A 21,115-nucleotide genomic window follows, 5' to 3' on the forward strand; every position below is an offset into this window, starting at 1 on the left:
GGAGTTGTGCACGGCTCAAGCCGTGAGTGAGCAGCCCACCCTGCGAACAAACGCACAAACCCACGGTCTATCTGCGCGCCGCGCTTTACGATCGTGATTGCGGTGCTATAACTGCTGCTCCTCATAACAACTGCCGCCAATGAGTGCCTCATGCTTAACAAAGGATTGTTTCTGGCTTGCGCGCTGGCACTGCTCAGTGCTTGTGATTCCTCTACCTCCGATAAGCCTGCACCTGCCCCCGCACAGCCTGCCGCGCCTCAAGCCGCGGCGATAGACACTGCCAAACCCAAGCCCGCCATCGATATTCCCGCGCTGAGCAAGCGTTACGCCGGGCGTGAGTTGAGCGTGGTCGACGTCTCGGAAATCCAGCTCGACGGCGCCAGCACGCTTTCGCTGAGTTTTTCCGTGCCGCTGAACCCGGATCAAAAGTTCGCCGAGAAAGTGCATCTGGTCGACAGCGTTAACGGCAAGGTCGATGGCGCATGGGAGCTGTCGGACAACCTCATGGAGCTGCGTCTGCGTCACCTGGAGCCCAAGCGCAAACTGGTACTGACCGTCGATCCAGGTCTGGTGGCGGTCAACAACAACACCCTGGCGGCGGAATATTCGGCGCGTCTTGAAACCTCCGACCTGCAAGCGACGGTCGGTTTCGCCAGTCGCGGCAGCTTGTTGCCGACCCGTCTGGCCGAAGGTCTGCCGGTGATCGCGCTGAACGTCGACAAAGTCGATGTCGAATTCTTCCGCATCAAGCCCGACTCGCTTTCGGCATTTCTCAGCTCGTGGGAAGGCTCATCCAGTCTGCAAAGCTATGAATCCAAGGAACTGCTGCCTATGGCCGATCTGGTCTATGGCGGTCGTTTCGACCTGAACCCCGCGCGCAATACCCGGGAAACCGTGCTGCTGCCGATTGCCGGGCTCAAGCCTCTGCAACAACCGGGTGTGTATCTGGCGGTGATGCGCGCTTCGGGCACCTACAACTATTCGCAGCCCGCGACGCTGTTCACCCTTAGCGACATCGGCCTGTCCGCGCATCGCTACAGCAACCGTCTGGATGTCTTCACCCAGGCCCTCGAAGGTGGCAAGGCGCTGAGCGGCATCGACCTCGAACTGTATGACGACAAGGGCCGCGTGGTGGGCCAGGGCAAGACCGACAACGCCGGCCACGCTGAATTGTCTCTGTCGGCCAAGGCGCAAGTGTTGTTGGCACACCAAGGCGAGCAGACCAGCATGCTGCGCCTGAACAGTTCGGCGCTGGATCTGGCCGAATTCGACATCACCGGCCCCCAGGCTCATCCGTTGCAGTTCTTCATCTTCGGCCCGCGTGATCTGTATCGCCCGGGCGAAGTGGTGCTGCTCAACGGCCTACTGCGCGACAACGACGGCAAGAGCGTGAAACCGCAACCGATCACCGTGGAAGTACGCCGCCCGGATGATCAGGTCAGTCGCAAATTCGTGTGGGACGCTGACGCCACCGGTCTTTACCAGTATCAACTGCAACTGTCAGACGAAGCCCCGACCGGGCGCTGGCAGTTGGTCTTCGATCTGGGCGATGGCAAGCCGCAGCTGTATGAATTCCAGGTCGAGGATTTTTTGCCGGAACGCATGGCCCTGGAACTCAAGGGCAGCGACACACCACTGGCGCCTGATGCGCCATTCGATATCTCCATCAATGGCCGCTACCTCTATGGCGCGCCTGCGTCGGGCAATCGCTTGACCGGCCAACTCTACGTGCGCCCGTTGCGTGAAGCGGTGCCGGGGCTGCCGGGTTATCAGTTTGGCTCGGTGACCGAAGAGGATCTCAAGCAGGATCTGGACATCGAAGACAGCACCCTCGATGCCAATGGCCAGCTGGACTTGAGTATCGACAGCCAATGGGTCAAAGCGCGCTCGCCGCTGGAGCTGGTGCTGCAAGCCAGTCTGCAAGAGTCTGGTGGACGACCCATTACACGGCGTCTGACGCAACCGGTATGGCCCGCTGAAAGCCTGCCCGGTTTGCGTGGGCTGTTCGATGGCGAAGCCACTGACGGCGATGGCCCGGTGGAATTTGAAGTGCTGATGGCTGATGCCCAAGGCCACAAACTGGCCGCCGACAACCTCAAGGTGCGGCTGATACGCGAGCGTCGCGATTACTACTGGAATTACTCCGACAGCGACGGCTGGAGCTATCACTACAACGAAAAATTCCTCAACCTTTCCGAAGAAACCCTCAGTGTGAAGAAGGACTCCACGGCGAAGATCAGCTTCCCGGTGGAGTGGGGCCCATATCGCGTCGAGGTCGAAGACCCGGCCACCGGTATCGTCAGCAGCGTGCGTTTCTGGGCTGGTTATCGTTGGCAGGACAACGCCGAAGGCGGCGCCGTGCGTCCCGATCAGGTCAAGCTGGCGCTGGACAAACCGGCCTATGCCGATGGCGACATGGCCAAGGTTACGGTCACGCCGCCGTCCGCGGGCAAGGGTTATCTGCTGGTGGAATCCAGCGAAGGCCCGTTGTGGTGGCAAGAGATCGACGTACCGGCCGAGGGCAAGACCTTCGACGTGCCGGTGGACAAGAAGTGGGCGCGCCACGATCTGTACGTGAGCGCGCTGGTGATTCGCCCGGGCGAGCGCAAGGCCAACGTCACGCCGAAACGTGCGGTGGGCGTGCTGCATCTGCCGCTGGATCGCTCGCAACGCAAACTGGCACTGACGGTTACCGCGCCTGAAAAGATGCGTCCGAAGCAGCCGCTCAAACTCAAGGTCAACGCCAAAAACGCCGATGGCTCGATTCCGAAAGATGTGCATGTGCTGGTGGCAGCGGTGGACGTCGGGATTCTCAACATCACCGAGTACGCCACGCCGGATCCGTTCGCCAGCCTGTTCGGGCGCAAGGAGTATGGCGCCGATCAGCTCGACATTTATGGCCAATTGATCGAAGCCGGGCGCAATCGTCTGGCGAGTCTGGCGTTCGGCGGTGATGCGGCGCTGGCCAAGGGCGGCAAACGTCCGGAGACCAGCGTCACCATCGTCGCCCTGCAAAGCGCGCTGGTGACGCTGAATGAGCAGGGCGATGCTGAGGTCAGCGTCGACATTCCTGACTTCAACGGCGAACTGCGAATCATGGCTCAGGCCTGGACCGACGAGCGCTATGGCATGGCTGAAGCCAAAACCGTGGTCGCCGCACCGTTGATTGCCGAACTGTCGGCACCGCGCTTCCTGGCCGGTGGCGACCAGACCAAAGTGGCGCTGGACCTGACGAATCTGTCCGGCAAGGCGCAGAAGCTCGACGTGCAGGTCACGGCGCTTGGGCAACTGAGCCTGGCTGAAGGTGACGCTACGAAAGCCGTCAGCCTCAATCAAGGCCAGCGCACCACGCTGCAGATTCCGGTGAAGGCGCAGGGCGGATTCGGTCAAGGCGTGATCAAGATCACGGTCAACGGCCTGGATCTGCCGGGCGAGAACCTGCCGGCGTTCAGCCGCGAATGGACCATCGGCGTGCGTCCAGCCTACCCAGCGATGCTCCGGCAGTATCGCGCGGTGCTCAAAGATCAGGCATGGAGCCTGCCTGAAGGTGCGCTGGACGCGTTCGAGCTGGCTGGACGTGAGGCGCTGCTGTCGGTATCAAGCCGTCCGCCACTGAACCTTGGAGAGCAGATTCGCGCACTCAAGGCGTATCCGTATGGTTGCCTGGAACAAACCGTGAGCGGGCTGTACCCGTCGCTGTACGCCGATGCCGCGATCCTCAAGCGACTGGGGCTGGAAGGTGAGTCCGATGCAGAGCGCAAACGCAAGATCGAAATCGGTATCGAGCGTCTGCTTGGCATGCAGCGTTACAACGGCAGCTTCGGTCTGTGGGGCGCCGATGGCGAGGAAGAGTACTGGCTGACCGCTTACGTCACCGACTTCTTGCTGCGCGCCCGCGATCAGGGGTTCGCCGTGCCGCCGGATGCACTGAAGAAAGCCAACGAGCGTCTGCTGCGCTACCTGCAGGAACGCAATCAGATCGAGGTCAACTACAGCGAAAACGCCGATCACACCCGCTTTGCCGTGCAGGCTTATGCGGGGCTGGTGTTGTCGCGCAGTCAGCAGGCGCCGTTGGGTGCGTTGCGCAGTCTGTTCGACCGTCGTAGCGATGCGCGTTCAGGGCTGCCGCTGGTTCAGCTGTCCATCGCGCTGGAAAAAATGGGCGACAAACCCCGTGCCGAGCAGGCACTGCTGGCAGGTCTGGCAGCGGGTCGCAAGGCCAACGACTGGCTCGCCGACTACGGCAGCCCGTTGCGCGATCAGGCGCTGATTCTGTCGCTACTTGAGGAGAACAAACTGGCGTCGGATAAGGTCGAGGAGCGCCTGTTTGCGCTGTCCGATCAGGTTGCGGCCAGCCGGTATCTGTCGACGCAGGAGCGCAACTCGCTGTTTCTCGCCGGACGCGACCTGCTCGGCCAGCCGGAAGGTAAATGGACTGCGACGTTGAACAGTGGCAGCGACAACCGTGAGCTGAGCAACGAACAGCCGGGCGCGAAGCTCGATAGCTCGGTGCTGGCTTCGCCGCTGACCGTGCAGAACACTGGGCGCGACACGCTGTATCAGCAGATGACGATTTCGGGTTATCCGTCGCAGCCACCTGTAGCCGGTGGCGAGAACCTGGCGATTCGTCGCGAATATCTGGGGATGGATGGCCAGGCGCTGAACCTCAACGCGCTGAAGAGCGGCGAGCTGGTGCTGGTGCATTTGGAGCTCAAGTCCAAGGAGCGGGTCCCGGATGCGCTGGTGGTGGATTTGTTGCCGGCCGGTCTTGAAATCGAAAACCAGAATCTGGCGCAGAGCGCAGCCAGTCTGGAAGATGCCAGCGAGTCGGTGAAACAGTGGCGCGAGTCGATGGAAAACGCCGGGCTGAAACACCAGGAATTCCGCGGTGACCGGTATGTTGCGGCGGTGGATCTGCAGGGTTTCAACACTGTTCACTTGCTGTATTTGGCGCGGGCGGTGACACCGGGCACCTACCGCGTGCCGCCGCCGCAGGTTGAGTCGATGTACCGACCGAACTGGCAGGCCCTGGGCGACGCGCCTGCGCAGTTGGTGGTGAAAGGGAAGAAATAGACAGCAAGGCCGCGTTTTCGAGAGAGAGCGCGGTTCTATCTGCGGGAGCGATCAACTGGAATACGTTTTACCCCTGTGGGAGCGAATTCATTCGCGATACGGTTCTTCAGGCGCCGACTATGTATCGCATATACGGGCCCCTCGCGAATGAATTCGCTCCCACAGAGGACTTGCAATGCGTCAGGCGACGTACATGCGGATCACTCCCACAGGGGGCTTGCAGTGTGTCAGGTGACGTACATGTGGAACACTCCCACAGAGGGCTTGTGGTGTGTCAGGTGAAGCACATGTGGAGCACTTTCTACTTGTGGGAGTGGGTCAGTTGAAAATTGATCGTTCGCACGCGTTTGCGACTGGAATACGTTTTACCTGTGGGAGCGAATTCATTCGCGATACGGTTCTTCAGGCGCGACTGTGTATCGCATGTATAGGCCCCTCGCGAATGAATTCGCTCCCACAGAGGGCTTGCAATGCGTCAGGCGACGTACATGCGGATCACTCCCACAGGGGGCTTGCAGTGTGTCAGGTGACGTACATGTGGAACACTCCCACAGAGGACTTGTGGTGTGTCAGGTGAAGCACATGTGGAGCACTTTCTACTCGTGGGAGTGGTTCAGTTGAAAATTGATCGTTCGCACGCGTTTGCGACTGGAATACGTTTCACCTGCGGGAGCGAATTCATTCGCGATACGGTTCTTCAGGCGCCGACTATGTATCGCATGTACGGGCCCCTCGCGAATGAATTCGCTCCCACAGAGGACTTGCAATGCGTCAGGTGACGTACATGCGGATCACTCCCACGGAGAGTTTGCAGCATGTCAGGTGACGTACAGGCGGAACACCCTCACGAGGGTTATGCGGTGTGCATGTTCACCGCGATCAATGAATAATCCAGCTCAACAGCCATAACCCCAGAAACAGCCAGATGATGCCCATGATGATCGAGGCGCGCATGAAGGCCCGGATCGCCGCGTACAGCAGCATCAGGCCGATGATCAGGGCGGCGATGCTGATCAGAGAAGTGTCCATCCCCAGCGTGCGCGACAATCCGTCGACGAAATTGCCACCGGCATGAGTGAACATGTTGAACAACCAGCTTAACCCGTCGACGACGAAGCGGATCACGGCCCCGATTACCTGGCCGAGCCATTCGAAAACGCTTTCTACCTGCATGTCTGCTTCCTGATGAAGGGGATGAAACCGAAATGGGATTGTTCGCTTTGGCTACCGATTGGCTGGGCGAGTTCCCTGAAGCATAAAGGCTCTTTGGCATGAAGGGCGGATTTCCTGGTTTACGCATCCTGCGCTGGTTGTTGAGCAGCTTTTTATTGCTCTGCCTGCTGCTCTGCCTGCTGCTCTGGCTCGCCGACCGTCTCTGGCCGCTACCGTTGCCCAAGGATGATCTGGCGCGTGTGGTGCTGGCCGAAGACGGCACGCCGCTCTGGCGCTTTGCCGATGCCAATGGCGTGTGGCGTTATCCGGTGACGGTCGATCAGGTGTCGCCGTATTACCTCCAGGCGCTGTTGACCTACGAAGACCGCTGGTTCTATCACCACCCCGGCGTAAACCCGATGGCGCTGGTGCGCGCGACCTGGCAAAACCTCAGTGGCGGGCATGTGGTGTCCGGGGGCAGCACGTTGTCGATGCAGGTCGCCCGGTTGCTTGATCCGCACTCGCGCACGTTGCCTGGCAAGCTGCGTCAGCTCTGGCGTACCGCGCAACTGGAGTGGCACCTGTCGAAGCAGGAGATCCTCGGCCTGTACCTCAATCGAGCGCCGTTCGGCGGAACCTTGCAAGGCGTTGCGGCCGCCAGTTGGGCGTATCTGGGCAAATCCCCGCAGCAACTCACGCGTGCCGATGCCGCACTGCTTGCGGTGCTGCCCCAGGCGCCGAGCCGACTGCGTCCCGATCGTCATCCACAGCGCGCCCAAGCCGCCCGCGACAAGGTGCTGCGACGTCTGGCCGAGTTCGGCGAGTGGCCGCAGCAGGCGGTGAACGAAGCATTGGAAGAGCCACTGTTGCTGGCGCCGCGTCAGGAGCCAAGCCTCGCGCCACTGCTGGCTCGACGCCTGAATCGACCGAACAGCCCGCCGCTGATCCGCACCACGCTGGACGCCGGATTGCAGCGTCGTCTGGAAGACCTCTTGCTGGGCTGGCGCGCGCGTCTTCCTGAACGCACGTCGGCGGCGATTCTGGTGGTGGAGGCCGAGAACATGGCCGTGCGCGCTTATGTGGGTTCCGTGGACATCGGCGACGCCAAGCGTTTCGGGCACGTCGACATGATCAGCGCGCTGCGTTCTCCGGGCTCGACCCTCAAGCCGTTTCTCTACGGCAAGGCAATGGATGCCGGGTTGATTCATTCCGAATCGCTGATGCAGGACGTGCCACGGCGTTATGGCGATTATCGTCCCGGCAACTTCTCGTCCGGGTTCAACGGCGCGGTGGCGGCCAGTTCGGCACTGTCGATGTCGCTCAACCTGCCAGCCGTGCAACTGCTCGAAGCCTTCGGGCCCAAACGCTTCGCCGCCGAACTGCGCAACGGCGGAGTGCCGCTGACCTTACCGCCGCTGGCCGAGCCGAATCTGGCGTTGATTCTGGGCGGTGCGGGCAGTCGTCTGGAAGATTTGGTCGGCGGCTACAGCGCGTTCGCCCGGGGCGGGCGCAGTGCCGATATTCGCTTGCAGCCAGACGACCGTTTGCGCGACAGGCCGATGATGTCGCCGGGCGCGGCATGGATTATCCGGCGTATTCTCAGCGGCCAGTCGCGACCCGATCTGGACCCTCACGCCGAGCTGGTACAACGGCCGCAGCTGGCCTGGAAAACCGGCACCAGCTATGGCTTTCGGGATGCGTGGTCGATCGGTGTCGGGCCACGATTTTTGATTGGCGTGTGGATCGGGCGACCAGACGGCACGCCAGTGCCAGGTCAATTCGGCCTGGCCTCGGCGGCGCCGCTGATGCTGCAGGTTCATGACCTGCTGGTTAACCGCGATGCGCAGCGCAACATCCTGCCACCTGTGTCGGCGGTCCCGTTGAACGTGGGTGTCGCGGCGATCTGCTGGCCGCTGGGGCAGCCCATGAGCAAGAGCGATCCCAACTGTCGGCGGCAGCGCTTTGCCTGGACGCTGGATGGCACCACGCCGCCGACCTTGCAGGCCAGCGATCAGCCATTGGGGTTAGGACTGCTGGAGAAGATCTGGATCAATGACAAGGGGCTGCGCGTCGGTGCCGGTTGTCCACAGGCTCAGCCTCGCGATATCGCGCTTTGGCCGGCGCCGCTGGAGCCTTGGCTGCCCAAGGCTGAACGTCGTGAAGCGCGTTTGCCTGCCTTCGACCCGGCTTGCCCGCCGCAGGGGCTGAGTCTGGCCGCGCCGATATCGATCGTTGGCGTGCGCGAAGGTGATCAACTGCGCTTGCCGACCGGCAGTCAACAGCAGTTGCGGCTGAAGCTGTCGGCTTTGGGGGGTAACGGCAGGCGCTGGTGGTTTATCGACGGCGCGCCAGTCGGTGATACCGCGAATCAGGAAAACTACACCCACACTTTCAGCCGCCTGGGTCGCTATCAACTGAGCGTGCTGGACGAGAGCGGACAGACCGCGCGGGTGCAGTTCAGCGTGGTCGACTAGGTCAGCGCGGCGGATACTGCTGCAGGATCTTCTGCACTGTCTGGCGCAACGCCACCTCTCGCGCCGCAGGGTTCGCATTGCCGTCGTTCACGACTTGCTCGGTACTGCCGCGCCATACCAGTTTGCCGTCCTTGCCGTCGAGCAGGTCTATCTGCAGGGTCGAAACCTTGTAATCCACATTACGCGTCTCGGTGCCCATCGGGCCGCCCCAATAGCCGCCCCAAGGATTGCCCCAATAACCGCCACCGCCGTAATTGGTGGTGACCATCTGCTGACGATTTTCGACGATCAGCCAGGCCTGCACCTGTACATCAGCCTTGGCCCCCGGCGCGGCCATGCGCAGGCCGCGCTGATCGAGTTGCTCACCGACTGACTGGCGAATGCGTTGCTCGGTCAGATCACTCTTGATCCGTGGATCATTGGGTTGATATTGCAGGCCCGGTTCTTTCCAGGCCCAGGTCCTGTACCCACCGAAGTCGCGTTGCGCGTCGAAGTCACGATTGACCCGATCGGTCTGACACGCGGCGAGCAGCAGGGCAACACACACGACAGCGATACAGCGCAACATGATGATTCTCCAGGAATGACGTGGGGGAGATCTTATGAAGGTGGATAGGTGGTCAAAGCGCGCTGCACGGCCTGACGCAACGCTCTGGCGCGATCCGACTGATCGCCGCCGCTGCCGGTTTCGGCACTGGCGCTCCACACCGGCTGGCCGCTGCGCGCATCGAACAGGCTGATGCGCACCACGACTACTTGCTCTTGATAGGTCCGCACGATCGGCACGCTGGCGTAACCGCCGTAGCCGTGGCGATAGCCATTGCCGCCATAGTAGCCGGCCCCCGCGCCGCCATAGTACGGATCGTAATAATCCTCGCGCACCTGACGCAGTCGGGTTTCCATCCGCGTGTCGGCGGCCACGCGCAAGTCTGCCGCCTGAGGATTCTGCGATGGACGCAAACCGCGCTGATCCAGGCCGTTGCTTACCGCTTCAGCCACTTGCGCCGAATCTGCCCACTGGGTTCCGGGCGGCAGTTGGCCGTTAAGCCAGGTCCAGTTGCGGTAACGCCCGAAATCGCGAGACGGGGCCGGGTAGGCGCTCATGTCGATCACGTTGGCAGCTTGCGGCGGGGCAGGCGGGACCGCGGCGGAAACGGCGGTGTAGGGGTTCGGGCTCTGGCAGGCGGCAAGGCCCAGGCAAAGGGCAAGCAAAGCGAGACGGCGTTTCATGATGGTCTCCGCAAAAAGCCTCAAACAGGTCGGCACATCCAGTGCAGATAACGTCCCAGTCCGGCGAAACTCGGGTGGCGCCGATGGGCAAGCTCCATCTCCAGCAAATCCGCGAGTTCGGCCTTGGCCTGAAACTCGACTGGCATGTAATCGTGAAAAACCCGGACGCCACTCTGGGTTTCGACTCGCCACAGACCCTCAAGTTGCGCCGCTAATTCGCGTGGATCAAGAGGTTGTTGCGGGGTCAGGCTCTGTTTTTCACCGGCCATGGTATTTCGGCGCATCTTGCGGAAATGGCCTTTGAGCAGATTGCGATAAATCAGCGCATCACGGTTGTAAAAAGCCAGTGACAGCCAGCCATCGGCCCTTGTCAGTCGATGCAGCACGGGGAGGATCGCGTGGGGTTCTGCAAGCCATTCCAGCACTGCGTGGCAGAGAACCAGATCGTATGGTTCGCTGACGTACCCGAGAAGCTCCTGCCACGGCGCCTGAATGAAGGTCGCCGCTTGCCCGGCCTCAACGAAACGCTGACGGGCGCCTTCCAGCATCGGCTCGGCGGGTTCGGCCAGTGTGACCTCATGTCCTCGTTCGGCCAGCCACAACGACATGTGGCCCAGGCCCGCGCCGATGTCGAGCACACGCAAGGGGCGATCGGGAAGCGCTTCCTGCAGATCGGCCTGCAGCACCGCCAGGCGAATCGCGCCTTTGGCGCCGCCATAGATTTTTTCGGCAAAGCGCGTCGCCAACTGGTCGAAATGACGATCGCTCATTTGCTGAACCGCCGCTCGCTGTCGGCCAGTTTCGCGCGTACCACTTCGTCCATGTCCAGGCCCAGTTCGCTGCACATCAGCAGCAGATAAAGCACGATGTCACCCACTTCCTGACCGGCATGGGCCAGTTCGTCGGCTGGCAACTGACGGGACTGGTCCTCGGTCTTCCACTGGAAGATTTCCACCAGCTCGGCCATTTCCACGCTGGCGGCCATGGCCAGGTTTTTCGGGCTGTGAAATTGCCGCCAGTCATTGTTATCGCGGATGCGATGCAGGCGTTGGGTGAGTTCGTCGAGGTTCATGGGGCAGGTCTCCTGAAGGTGCGTAGCTTCAGGGGGATGAGGGATGGAATCAAGTGAAGGCGAAGGATTATCTGGTCCATCACCGGATTGACTGTGGGAGCGAATTCATTCGCGAAAATGGGTACAGCCGATTGAGATGCACCGGCTGTGTCGTGTCGCGAATGAATTCGCTCCCACAAGGTGCCGCGCCGTCTACCGAGGCGCGCTCTAACCTTATTCCGACGCCGGCTGCCACGTCCCGATCATGTGCACGATCCCTTCGCGCCCTTGGACCTTCAACTGCCCATGAGACCCTGCCGCGCTGGCCGATAACGTCACCTCGCTTGGCAATCGCACGGGCTTCTGAAACTCCACCGAAATATCCAGATTCGACGCTGGCAAGTGATCGTCCAATGCGGCGAGGGTCCGGCTTTTTATCCACAGGCCATGAGCGATTGCGGTGGGGAAGCCGAACAGCTTGGCGCTGGCGTTGCTCAGATGAATAGGGTTGTAATCGCCGCTGACCCTGGCGTACTGCCGACCAATATCCGAAGGCGCATACCAGGTCGCCAGTTCGGTCATTGGCAGAGGCGCCGGCTCGTAAGCGCCTTCGACTTCGCCGTCGATCTTCACGCCGCGACAGAGCATGGTGCTGTGCTCTTCCCAGAGCAGGCCGAGCGCATCTTCGAATTGCGTGATCAGGCTGAACGTCGCGCCCTTGGCGTGGGGCCGCAGATCGGCAACGCGCACGCTGACCTGTGCTTTGATCACACTGCCGAGCGGCCGACGAATGCTGATACGGTTCTGCACATGCACCAGCCCCAGCAGCGGAAACGGGAAGTCCTTGTCGGTGAGCAGCTTCATCTGCAGCGGGAATGCCAATACGTGTGGATAGGTCGGCGGCAACAGGCTGCCGGGGATAAATCCACAGACCTTGGCAAAGGCATTGACCTTGTCAGGATCCACCGATACCCAGCAGCGCAGGCCCTGATCGGGCAGTTGCGTGCCGCTGACCTTGCGCCGCAACGCCGCCTGCATGAACAGCCCCGGCAGCGCAGGTGGGGTGTCCAGATAGCGCCAGTGTGCACTCATCGAGCTTCTCCCGTTCTTGTTCTCATATCCCTCACCCCTGCAGCAGCACGGCTTGCTGGCGGTGGCGTCTTTGAGATCGCCGTCCCGCCCAGCACCTGAACTCAAGCGCCGATAACGCTTTGCCCGCAGACTCTGAGTACCTGTCCGCTGACCGACCCGGTGCCTGGCTGACTCAACCACGCCACCGCTTCGGCCACATCCTGCGGCATACCGCCCTGGCCGAGCGAACTCATGCGGCGACCGCCTTCACGCAACGCGAACGGCATATGCGCGGTCATGCTGGTTTCGATAAAGCCCGGCGCGACTGCATTGATGCTGATGCCGCGCTCTTTGAGTGACGGCGCCAACGCCCTTGCCAGCCCGATCAGCCCGGCTTTACTGGTGGTGTAGTTGGTTTGCCCGCGGTTGCCCGCCAGCCCGCTGATCGACGCCATCAGGATCACACTGCCGTTGTCGTGCAGCGCGCCGGCGTCGATCAGCGCCTGGGTCAGCACCTGCGGCGCATTGAGGTTGACGTTGAGCACCGAATCCCAGAAGTCAGGCGTCATGTTCGCCAAGGTCTTGTCGCGGGTGATGCCTGCGTTGTGCACCACGATGTCGAGGCCGCCGGGAAGGTGCTCGATCAGTTGGGTAGCGGCATCCGGCGCGCAGATATCCAGCAACAAAGGCTGGCCGCCAAGACGCGCGGCCAGCGCCTCAAGGTCGGATTTGGCCTGAGGCACATCGAGCAGCACGACCTCCGCGCCATCTCGGGCCAGGGTTTCGGCAATCGCTGCGCCGATCCCGCGCGCAGCACCGGTCACCAGCGCCTTGCGTCCGGCCAATGGGCGGCTCCAGTCCTGGACCTTGGCGGCACAGGCGCTCAAGCGAATCACTTGCCCGGAAATGAACGCGCTTTTCGGCGAGAGAAAGAATCGCAGCGCACCCTCGAGCTGATCCTCCGCGCCTTCTTCAACCTGCAGCAACTGAACCGTGCCGCCGTTACGCATTTCCTTGGCCAGCGAACGACTGAAGCCTTCAATGGCCTGCTGAGTGCTGGCCGCCAGAGGGTCAGTTTGGGTATCAGGCGCACGGGCCAGGATCACGATGTGCGCGCTGTGTTCCAGATGGCGCAGGACCGGGTGGAAGAACTCACGCAGCTGAGCCAATTGCGAGGTGTGCAGCAGGGTACTGGCATCGAACACCACGGCCTTGATTTTCGAGCCCTGATCGCTGGTCCAGGGGTGTGCATCACCGACCTGGACACCAAAACTGAACAGCAGGTCGGTCATGCGCGGCGCGAAACCGCCAACCCGCTCAGCCAATGGCCCCGCGCTCAAAAGCAGTGCCCCTTCAACCGGGCGTAGACGTCCAGCCTGCCAGCGTTCCAGGCGTGCTGGCGCAGGTAGCCCCACGGCTCCTACCAGTCGGCGACCGATGTCCGAATTGGCGAAGTCAATGTAGCGATCAGATGCCATGGAACACTCTCCTTGAGTCGGGGTTCAAAGAAATGGACCGCACTGGCCGCCAATAAGTCCTACGCTTTCGAACTGATGAATTCATACAAGAAAGGGAGATTTCAATGAGTCAGACACGCCGCGTCGCCATCGTCGGAGGTAACCGGATTCCGTTTGCCCGTTCCAACGGTGCGTATGCCAACGCCAGTAATCAGGACATGCTGACCGCCGCACTGGAAGGCCTGATCGAGCGCTTCAACCTGCACGGGCTGCGCATGGGCGAAGTGGTTGCGGGTGCTGTGCTCAAGCATTCGCGGGATTTCAATCTGACGCGCGAGTGTGTGCTGGGTTCGCGCCTGTCGCCCCAGACTCCGGCTTACGACATTCAGCAGGCCTGCGGCACCGGACTTGAAGCGGCGTTGCTGGTGGCCAACAAGATCGCGCTGGGGCAGATCGAATGCGGCATTGCGGGCGGCGTCGATACCACGTCCGATGCGCCGATTGGGGTGAATGAAGACCTGCGTCAGATCCTGTTACAGGTCAATCGCAGCAAAAGTGCGGGCGACAAGCTCAAGGTGCTGACCCAACTTCGTCCGCGCAATCTCAAGCCTGAGCTGCCACGCAATGGCGAACCGCGCACGGGATTATCGATGGGGCAGCATTGCGAACTGATGGCCCAGACCTGGCAGATCCCTCGCGATGCGCAGGATCAACTGGCGCTGGAGAGTCATCAGAAAATGGCGGCGGCCTATGCATCGGGCTGGCAGGACGATTTGCTCACGCCGTTCAGCGGCCTGACGCGGGACAACAACCTGCGGGTCGATGCCAGCCTGGAGAAGCTCGCATCGCTCAAATCTGCATACGAGCGCAGCGCCAAAGGGACGTTGACGGCGGGCAATTCCACCCCACTGACCGACGGCGCCTCGCTGGTGCTGCTGGCCAGCGAGGATTGGGCCAGGGAGCGCGGGTTGCCGGTGTTAGCGTATTGGCGCGATGGCGAAGCGGCCGCGGTGGATTTCGTACGCGGCGAAGAGGGCTTGCTGATGGCCCCGGTGTACGCCGTGCCCCGCTTGCTGGCGCGCAACGGTCTGACTCTGCAGGACTTCGACTATTACGAAATTCATGAGGCTTTCGCCGCGCAGGTGCTATGCACGCTCAAGGCCTGGGAAGATCCTGAATATTGCAGAACCCGCCTGGGTCTCGACGCGCCGCTGGGTTCGATCGACCGCAGCAAACTCAACGTCAAAGGCAGCTCCTTGGCGGCGGGGCATCCGTTCGCGGCAACCGGTGGACGTATCGTCGCCAACCTGGCCAAGTTGCTGAGTGTGGCGGGGCAGGGGAGAGGGCTGATCTCGATCTGTGCGGCGGGTGGGCAAGGTGTGACGGCGATTCTGGAGCGTTGAAATATGGCTGCGTACGAGCGGTGAAGATGCGCTGATTGTAAGACCCTCTTCGTGAACAAGCTCACTCCCACAGGCCTGCATCCGGCACAGCAGCTTCTGTCGGTACGCAAGACCACTGTGGGAGCGAATTCATTCGCGATAGGCCCGTACAATCGATACGGCTCTAGTGTCTGACGCATTTCGCGAATGAATTCGCTCCCACAGGACTATGCTCGGCCCTGATCCGCGACTGGCATAGGCTTAAAACAACGCCGTAAACTGCCTTCCCCCGACCAAGGCCCACCCATGCCGACAAACGGACATTCCTCATCTCGCAACCCGGTCACCCGACGACTGATCCCCGCGCTCACAGAGCTGCCGCGCCCGCTCTACGCCCGAGCTGAAAGTTTGAGCGCTGGCTCCTGGACACCAACACACCGTCACGATTGGGTGCAGTTTTCCTACGCCATCAGCGGCGTGCTCGGGGTGCACACGGACCAAGGCAGCTTCTACGCGCCACCGCAATGGGGCGTGTGGATTCCTGCAGGGCTCGACCATGAAGTCGTCACCTCGACCCGCGCCGAAATGCGCAGCCTGTACATCCGCACTCAGGATTCTCTCTGGGCACCGGATCGCTGCCGAGTGCTTGAGGTGACCCCGCTGGCCCGCGAACTGATCAAGTCCTTCTGCCTGCTCCCCGCCGATTACCCGCAGCACGACAGCCGCGAAGCGCGGCTGGTCCAGGTTTTGTTCGATCAGCTGGCGAGCCTGCCGGAAGTCGGCTTTTCCCTGCCACTGCCACGCCATCCTCGATTGCTGGCGCTGTGCAACGAATTGGTCGAAGAGCCCAGCCAGAACATCACCCTGACCGATTGGGCCTCACGCCTGAACATGTCCGAAAAGACCTTGATGCGCCTGTTCCAGCGTGAAACAGGCTTGAGTTTCAGGGGCTGGCGGCAGCGTGCGCGGCTGCTGGCATCGCTCACCGCATTGGAGGACGGCGACAGCGTGACCAGCACTGCCCTCAATTGTGGTTACGACTCGACCTCGGCGTTCATCGCGGCGTTCCGAGCATTATTCGGATTCACGCCGGGGGAGTTATTTCGGGGTAAACAACCTGGATCCCCATTGCGGATACATGCGTAGCATCCGAGGCCGAGCTATCCATCAAGACCATCGTATGTTTTCCACCGAAGGATTCTCAACCGCGGTATCGAGGTTGCGCTCTTCAATGGCAACGCCACGATCACCAACCAGGGCAGCATGCAGGGGGCACTAACAGGCCTCTTTTTTTGCGTGGCGAACGCCCTGCCATTACCTGATCGCATGCCGTTGTCGATATATTCACTTACAGCTGGCGCGCCCGCCATCACCAGGATTGCACTATGCTGCGCCCCGGCATGAAAGGTGCTTGGCCCTATTCAGGGAACGTATGGTTCGCAACACAATCCATGACTCAATCCACATGCCCCTACTCGCTGGCAGAGGATTGCCGTATAACGAGCAACAATCGCGTGTTTGGCTACGAAGGACCCAGAATAAAAGCTGATGAAGACTCCAAAACGCATTGAACCCCTGATCGAAGACGGTCTGGTAGACGAGGTGCTGCGCCCGCTCATGAGCGGCAAAGAGGCAGCTGTTTATGTGGTGCGCTGTGGCAAAGAGCTGCGGTGTGCGAAGGTTTACAAGGAGGCCAACAAACGTAGTTTCCGTCAGGCTGCGGAGTATCAGGAGGGCCGCAAGGTCCGCAACAGCCGTCAGGCCCGGGCCATGGCCAAAGGCTCCAAGTTCGGGCGCAAAGAAACCGAGGACGCCTGGCAGAATGCGGAAGTGGCGGCCTTGTTTCGCCTCGCCAATGCTGGCGTCAGAGTGCCCAAGCCATACGATTTCCTCGAAGGCGTGCTGCTGATGGAAATGGTCTCGGACGAGTACGGCGATGCGGCGCCGCGTCTGAACGACGTCACCCTCGAACCGGATCAGGCCCGCGAGTATCACGCGTTTCTGATTCAACAGATCGTGCTGATGTTGTGTACCGGATTGGTGCACGGCGACCTGTCCGAATTCAACGTGCTGCTGTCACCGGACGGCCCCGTCATCATCGACCTGCCTCAGGCGGTGGATGCGGCAGGCAATAACCACGCCTTCAGCATGCTGGAGCGCGACGTCGGCAATATGGCTTCCTACTTTGGCCGCTTCGCGCCGGAGCTGAAGAAAACCCGTTTCGCCAAGGAGATGTGGGCCTATTACGAAGCTGGCACCCTGTCGCCAGCGACCGTGCTGACCGGCGAGTTTGCTGATATCGATGATGTGGCGGATGTGAACAGCGTGCTGCGTGAAATCGAAGCGGCACAACGTGACGAGGCACGGCGTCAAGCGGCGAAGACGGCGGACGATGCGCCACCGGGCAAGACCGAAGAACCACCTCCGCCCTGGATGCAGTGAATGTTGAACAAAAAACCGGCTTAGGCCGGTTTTTTTGTCGTATTTTCAAAGCGGGTTGATACGCAGAAGTTGTGAAAATCGATAGCTGTTTCCGTCTGAAGGCTTCAGACGCAGGCTGTAATTGAATCGCACCGCTTTACCCTTGTTGGCTGACAGCCATGCTGGACTTACCGGAAAATTCAAATAGTTCGCATCACCGAATGTTTGCGTGCTGCTTTGCCACTCTGAGGAACCCAACCCGCGAACTTCAGCGGTCGTCTCCGTACTGACGTTGCCTGATTTCTGAACTCGAATGTTATTGCGCGCGTCGTTTAGGGTCGGGGCTGGGTAGACCGCTTCACCGGCATACCCGGTTACGTCAAGGCTCAGAATATGCGAAGGAATGGGCGCTGCCGCACCGCGAATAACTGTGTAATGCACTCGGGTGCTGCTGTAGCCAATGCAATCGATCACTTCGTACTTTGAAATCTCGAACCTCAACGGTCCAAGGCTGGTGACGGTCTGTATTTCCGAACTATAGGTCGTATTTCTGCCCGCCCAGTACACCCTGACCATGTCGCCCGCTCGCATTCCGTAGTCCGGAACCACGATATCGATATCTGAATTAACGGAGTAATAGGCCAATGTTTGCCTGCCCGCCACGGGAGGTCTGACCGAACTGTGGTCCACATAAGGCTCGGTGAGTGCCAACGCTTGTTCAACGGTCAGCGTCCATTGATCCGAGGCCTCGTTCCCCAGATGTGCCGTGAGCCTATGAGACCCTGGCGCTAATCCGATTGCGTTGAAAGTCCATTGGCCATTGTCGTCCACTGGTGCATTGTCTATGAGAACTCCGTTATCCCGTATTTCTACCGTGGAAAGTGCGGGCACTGTTTCAGTTTTTTCGGACATGACGCCTGCTCCTTTGAACATTTCATCTAATAACCCATATCTCCGCGAGAGCACGGGTCGTGTGGAATTGATTAATGGAAAACACTGTCCGGATCGGGTGTGGTGGCGTTGCAGCCCTCAGCGACTGACCGGTCGTGGCCTACATAAGGGCGCCACGGATCCAGATTCCACTCGGGCTTGTTTCGGGCAATGACCAAGTGGCAGGTGAGTTGATTAATCATGCCGCGCGTATTAGCCCAATACGGACTCCCTGCGAATTTTTTGGCGATCTCGTAGAACATATTAGGTGTCTGAGTGGCGTTGATTTGCCGCCCACACGTGGTGGGGGTGAGTGACAAGGTCCATTCGTTATAGCGATAAACCCATTCGCCTTTTTGAATGTATTCCTGATCGCCGCTGCATTTAGGGCTGTATGTCCCAAAATCATCTTTTTCGCGCACGTCGCTCGTAGCAATTGCGGTGGTTAGGTGCAGTGCGAACATTACGGACACTAAAGTGAAGATCAGACGTTCCATGCGCATGATACGTTCATCCCTGACGGCGAAGTTCTGATTAGCATTACCGAGGTATAGAAGGCCGTTAGCAGGGCGTCAAGTCGCTAAAAGTCTTATCAGGGTAACTGGTTCAGTCGCGATAAAAATGGGAATCGTTATTTCAAGAAATGCTAGAAAGCTGTCATTTCTGACAGTTGTGAGCGCTGTTGTTTACGTGAAAGATGAACGTGTGACGCTGTGCAGAAGATCGCTATGAGTTGAACGCCGTTGGCGAACTTGGAACCCGTTATGGCGTCGGCTGATGTTGAAGGCAGGACCGACGCCGCAATGTTTATTGCGGTAATGTTTATTGCGGTTAAGTCAGTGGCTGAGCGTATTCCGCCCATGAGCGGGCTGAACGTTCTAGACGCTACTTGCGAATCAATCAGGGACTTAGAGACCATGAAGAATATTTTTCAAGGATGGAAACTTGCGCTCGTTGCTTTCACTATTGCACTGGCAAGTTGTGCTAGCGTGGAGCCCACGCCTCCATCACCGCCGCAGGAACAAATCCCCATTCAGGCACCGATGGCCGAAGACTTGGGTCAGCAAGTTGCACGTCATCTCGGCATCCGCTACGAAAATAAAACGGTGAATTGTGAAGCACCTTCGAGGCCTGCATTTTTATGCAGCGGAATCATGATCAGAGGGACCTCGTCCAACCCGAACTATCACGTCTGGAACAACAGCGCCGCTTCAAAGGCAAAGGGAGGCGTTTCATTTGCCTACCTTCGGGCCGATGCAACATTCGGTCGCATGCCCTATAACTACACCAACGGCTTCATCTTTCAGTCATACAGTCATGTCCCCGCAAAACTGCACCCTGAAGTATTGTGTGCATTTCCAATCGACGGCTACACCGATGCGCGATCAGCCGCCGGGTGTGGGCAACATACAACCTATTCATCCAGTCGTCCGTGCGATGTAGTCGGAATCACTACTGCTGCACAATGGTGGGCAGCGTACAACTCGCGTCCCACCAACCGATACCAACAACAATGCGGGTTTGATGTGAGGGATTCGCGCAACGCGTTGGCTGGCCCGGCGTTTTATGCCAGCGTTCAAGGCCGGTCATATTTGAGCGGTGGCGAGGCTAATCAAAATAACGAAATCATCGTCAAGGCCTGGGCGGATAACTTAGGAAAGACCTTGCCCTTGGAGGCGTTCTTTTACATATACGAGAGTACGGGAAAATCAGTGGCTCAGCGGAATCAGAAGGACTTGAAAAGCACCGATGGCATTCTCATACCCGTGATCAGTGTTCGGCTAAGTGCAGACCCTAGCCGAGTGACCTTTTATTACCGACCTGAAGATCAAACCGAGCCCATGCCGCCCGCACGACGTGACCCAACTGAGTCGCATCTTACTGACGTCAAGGAGTTAGACCATGAAAGCTAGAAGCGTTTGGCTGAAGCCGTTGCTGTATATCCTGTTAACCCTATTGGCGAGCTGCACGACCACAGATCATATACCCGTTGAGCCATCCGCGCCGTCGCCGCCCCAGGCGCAATCGCCTACCACGAATGAGAACTTGGGTGAGCAGGTGGCCCGGCACCTTGCGGAGCGTTACGACAATAAGGCTGCTAATTGCGGAAGTGCATCGGCCCCGCATTTATATGCAATGGCGTGATGATAAGAGGTGCGGGGAATAATCCGACATATCATGTATGGAACAACAGTCCAGCGTCCAAGCAAAAAGGAGGTGTTTCATTCTCTTATCTACGTGCAGATTCAAAGTTTAAGACTTTTGCGTACGGTTATACCAATGGCTATCATGACGGCATATTCTTTTGCTTCTGATAAGTTTAAACCCCAAGTGCTCTGCTTCTTTTCGATCGATGCGGGCAGTGTCTACAGAGGCGACAAAGGTTGCGGTGCCTTTTCTTATCAGGGATCGCAATTTCCAGGGAGTGGCCCATGCCATTTGAATGGTGTCGTCACGTTGGACCAGTGGTGGCGGCATTACAACGCTCATTCGGAAAGCCGCCATTCCTGGCCGTGCGGGTTTGATGTGTCTGATGGCCGTAATGAAGCCGGTGCGGTTGCATTTGCCACTGGGATCGCGGCCATGACAAAGATGGGGACTGAATCGTTCAGGGACTCAGAATGAACTCATTCTGGCCGCTTGGAATGACGGCCTCGGAAAAACGCTCCCAATGGAAGCTTTTTTCTACCTGGATGGCTCCATTCAAGGAAAAACCGATGCTCAACGCAACCAGAAAGATTTGAGGGACACCGATGGCGTAGTGATCCCGGTTATCAGCGTTCGGTTGCCCAGCACTACAAGCGCGCAAGCGACTTTCAAGTATCTAGCCGGCGACCAAGCGGTGACGTTACCTCCGGCGCGCCCGTGATTGAG

At 59.6% G+C, this 21,115-nt stretch carries 16 protein-coding genes; 7 read left to right on the forward strand and 9 right to left on the reverse strand.

The features are described 5' to 3' along the window. Positions 1-150: 150 nt before the first annotated feature. Positions 151-5,073: an alpha-2-macroglobulin family protein gene (locus ACRER8_RS04925; RefSeq protein WP_431745235.1), complete on the forward strand. Its 4,923-nt coding sequence runs from the start codon at positions 151-153 to the stop codon at positions 5,071-5,073. 879 nt (positions 5,074-5,952) lie between these two features. Here ACRER8_RS04925 and ACRER8_RS04930 read toward each other — a convergent pair. Beyond that, on the reverse strand, positions 5,953-6,246 hold the full coding sequence (locus ACRER8_RS04930) for a hypothetical protein (protein ID WP_431745236.1): 294 nt from the start codon (positions 6,244-6,246) through the stop codon (positions 5,953-5,955). A 98-nt stretch (positions 6,247-6,344) separates the two neighbouring features. On the opposite strand from ACRER8_RS04930, the gene pbpC reads away from it, so the two are divergent. Next, positions 6,345-8,699, forward strand: a complete 2,355-nt coding sequence (gene pbpC / locus ACRER8_RS04935) for a peptidoglycan glycosyltransferase PbpC (protein ID WP_431745237.1) — start codon at positions 6,345-6,347, stop codon at positions 8,697-8,699. 1 nt (position 8,700) lies between these two features. Here pbpC and ACRER8_RS04940 read toward each other — a convergent pair whose 3' ends face one another. From ACRER8_RS04940 to ACRER8_RS04965, 6 genes are all read right to left on the reverse strand, one after another. Then, positions 8,701-9,267: a DUF4136 domain-containing protein gene (locus ACRER8_RS04940; RefSeq protein WP_431745238.1), complete on the reverse strand. Its 567-nt coding sequence runs from the start codon at positions 9,265-9,267 to the stop codon at positions 8,701-8,703. Positions 9,268-9,299: 32 nt separating this feature from the next. Next, positions 9,300-9,929 carry a DUF4136 domain-containing protein gene (locus ACRER8_RS04945; protein ID WP_431745239.1) on the reverse strand — a complete coding sequence of 210 codons (630 nt, stop codon included), beginning with the start codon at positions 9,927-9,929 and terminating at the stop codon, positions 9,300-9,302. 20 nt (positions 9,930-9,949) lie between these two features. Beyond that, positions 9,950-10,699 (reverse strand): methyltransferase domain-containing protein, encoded by a 750-nt coding sequence (locus tag ACRER8_RS04950; protein WP_431745240.1) that lies wholly within the window; start codon positions 10,697-10,699, stop codon positions 9,950-9,952. After that, complete coding sequence (locus ACRER8_RS04955) at positions 10,696-11,001, reverse strand: nucleotide pyrophosphohydrolase (protein ID WP_431745241.1); 306 nt, start codon at positions 10,999-11,001, stop codon at positions 10,696-10,698. The genes ACRER8_RS04950 and ACRER8_RS04955 overlap by 4 nt, the downstream gene beginning before the upstream one ends. A 213-nt stretch (positions 11,002-11,214) precedes the next feature. Further along, entirely contained in the window at positions 11,215-12,072 is an 858-nt protein-coding gene (locus ACRER8_RS04960) for a MaoC/PaaZ C-terminal domain-containing protein (protein ID WP_431745242.1), read from the reverse strand. Between the two features lie 101 nt (positions 12,073-12,173). After that, positions 12,174-13,529 carry a 3-oxoacyl-ACP reductase gene (locus ACRER8_RS04965; protein WP_431745243.1) on the reverse strand — a complete coding sequence of 452 codons (1,356 nt, stop codon included), beginning with the start codon at positions 13,527-13,529 and terminating at the stop codon, positions 12,174-12,176. A 104-nt stretch (positions 13,530-13,633) separates the two neighbouring features. Here ACRER8_RS04965 and ACRER8_RS04970 point away from each other — a divergent pair, with 104 nt between their 5' ends. From ACRER8_RS04970 to ACRER8_RS04980, 3 genes are all read left to right on the forward strand, one after another. After that, positions 13,634-14,911 (forward strand): acetyl-CoA C-acetyltransferase, encoded by a 1,278-nt coding sequence (locus ACRER8_RS04970; RefSeq protein ID WP_431745244.1) that lies wholly within the window; start codon positions 13,634-13,636, stop codon positions 14,909-14,911. Between the two features lie 285 nt (positions 14,912-15,196). Beyond that, positions 15,197-16,036 (forward strand): AraC family transcriptional regulator, encoded by an 840-nt coding sequence (locus tag ACRER8_RS04975; RefSeq protein WP_431745245.1) that lies wholly within the window; start codon positions 15,197-15,199, stop codon positions 16,034-16,036. Positions 16,037-16,438: 402 nt separating this feature from the next. Next, positions 16,439-17,332, forward strand: a complete 894-nt coding sequence (locus ACRER8_RS04980) for a PA4780 family RIO1-like protein kinase (protein ID WP_431745246.1) — start codon at positions 16,439-16,441, stop codon at positions 17,330-17,332. A 45-nt stretch (positions 17,333-17,377) separates the two neighbouring features. On the opposite strand, the gene ACRER8_RS04985 is transcribed toward ACRER8_RS04980, so the two are convergent. Further along, positions 17,378-18,223 (reverse strand): hypothetical protein, encoded by an 846-nt coding sequence (locus ACRER8_RS04985; RefSeq protein WP_431745247.1) that lies wholly within the window; start codon positions 18,221-18,223, stop codon positions 17,378-17,380. A gap of 71 nt (positions 18,224-18,294) precedes the next feature. Further along, a complete protein-coding gene (locus tag ACRER8_RS04990) occupies positions 18,295-18,738 on the reverse strand; it encodes a DUF2599 domain-containing protein (RefSeq protein ID WP_431745248.1) in 444 nt (147 codons plus the stop codon). A 267-nt stretch (positions 18,739-19,005) separates the two neighbouring features. Here ACRER8_RS04990 and ACRER8_RS04995 point away from each other — a divergent pair, with 267 nt between their 5' ends. Both ACRER8_RS04995 and ACRER8_RS05000 read left to right on the forward strand, forming a co-directional pair. Next, positions 19,006-20,154 carry a halovibrin HvnA gene (locus ACRER8_RS04995; protein WP_431745249.1) on the forward strand — a complete coding sequence of 383 codons (1,149 nt, stop codon included), beginning with the start codon at positions 19,006-19,008 and terminating at the stop codon, positions 20,152-20,154. Between the two features lie 367 nt (positions 20,155-20,521). Beyond that, complete coding sequence (locus ACRER8_RS05000; RefSeq protein WP_431745250.1) at positions 20,522-20,866, forward strand: hypothetical protein; 345 nt, start codon at positions 20,522-20,524, stop codon at positions 20,864-20,866. Positions 20,867-21,115: the final 249 nt, after the last annotated feature.

This window comes from Pseudomonas sp., assembly GCF_050739935.1.
In the GTDB taxonomy this organism is placed as follows: Bacteria; Pseudomonadota; Gammaproteobacteria; order Pseudomonadales; family Pseudomonadaceae; genus Aquipseudomonas.

Bases quoted from the DNA above. Each gene is read 5' to 3' on its own strand.
- ACRER8_RS04995 (WP_431745249.1), top strand. From the start codon at position 19,006: ATGGCGTCGGCTGATGTTGAAGGCAGGACCGACGCCGCAATGTTTATT.
- ACRER8_RS04960 (WP_431745242.1), bottom strand. From the start codon at position 12,072: ATGAGTGCACACTGGCGCTATCTGGACACCCCACCTGCGCTGCCGGGG.
- ACRER8_RS04945 (WP_431745239.1), bottom strand. From the start codon at position 9,929: ATGAAACGCCGTCTCGCTTTGCTTGCCCTTTGCCTGGGCCTTGCCGCC.
- ACRER8_RS04970 (WP_431745244.1), top strand. From the start codon at position 13,634: ATGAGTCAGACACGCCGCGTCGCCATCGTCGGAGGTAACCGGATTCCG.
- ACRER8_RS04980 (WP_431745246.1), top strand. From the start codon at position 16,439: ATGAAGACTCCAAAACGCATTGAACCCCTGATCGAAGACGGTCTGGTA.
- ACRER8_RS04965 (WP_431745243.1), bottom strand. From the start codon at position 13,529: ATGGCATCTGATCGCTACATTGACTTCGCCAATTCGGACATCGGTCGC.
- ACRER8_RS05000 (WP_431745250.1), top strand. From the start codon at position 20,522: ATGGCTATCATGACGGCATATTCTTTTGCTTCTGATAAGTTTAAACCC.
- ACRER8_RS04985 (WP_431745247.1), bottom strand. From the start codon at position 18,223: ATGTCCGAAAAAACTGAAACAGTGCCCGCACTTTCCACGGTAGAAATA.
- pbpC (WP_431745237.1), top strand. From the start codon at position 6,345: ATGAAGGGCGGATTTCCTGGTTTACGCATCCTGCGCTGGTTGTTGAGC.
- ACRER8_RS04930 (WP_431745236.1), bottom strand. From the start codon at position 6,246: ATGCAGGTAGAAAGCGTTTTCGAATGGCTCGGCCAGGTAATCGGGGCC.
- ACRER8_RS04975 (WP_431745245.1), top strand. From the start codon at position 15,197: ATGCCGACAAACGGACATTCCTCATCTCGCAACCCGGTCACCCGACGA.
- ACRER8_RS04940 (WP_431745238.1), bottom strand. From the start codon at position 9,267: ATGTTGCGCTGTATCGCTGTCGTGTGTGTTGCCCTGCTGCTCGCCGCG.
- ACRER8_RS04990 (WP_431745248.1), bottom strand. From the start codon at position 18,738: ATGGAACGTCTGATCTTCACTTTAGTGTCCGTAATGTTCGCACTGCAC.
- ACRER8_RS04925 (WP_431745235.1), top strand. From the start codon at position 151: ATGCTTAACAAAGGATTGTTTCTGGCTTGCGCGCTGGCACTGCTCAGT.
- ACRER8_RS04955 (WP_431745241.1), bottom strand. From the start codon at position 11,001: ATGAACCTCGACGAACTCACCCAACGCCTGCATCGCATCCGCGATAAC.
- ACRER8_RS04950 (WP_431745240.1), bottom strand. From the start codon at position 10,699: ATGAGCGATCGTCATTTCGACCAGTTGGCGACGCGCTTTGCCGAAAAA.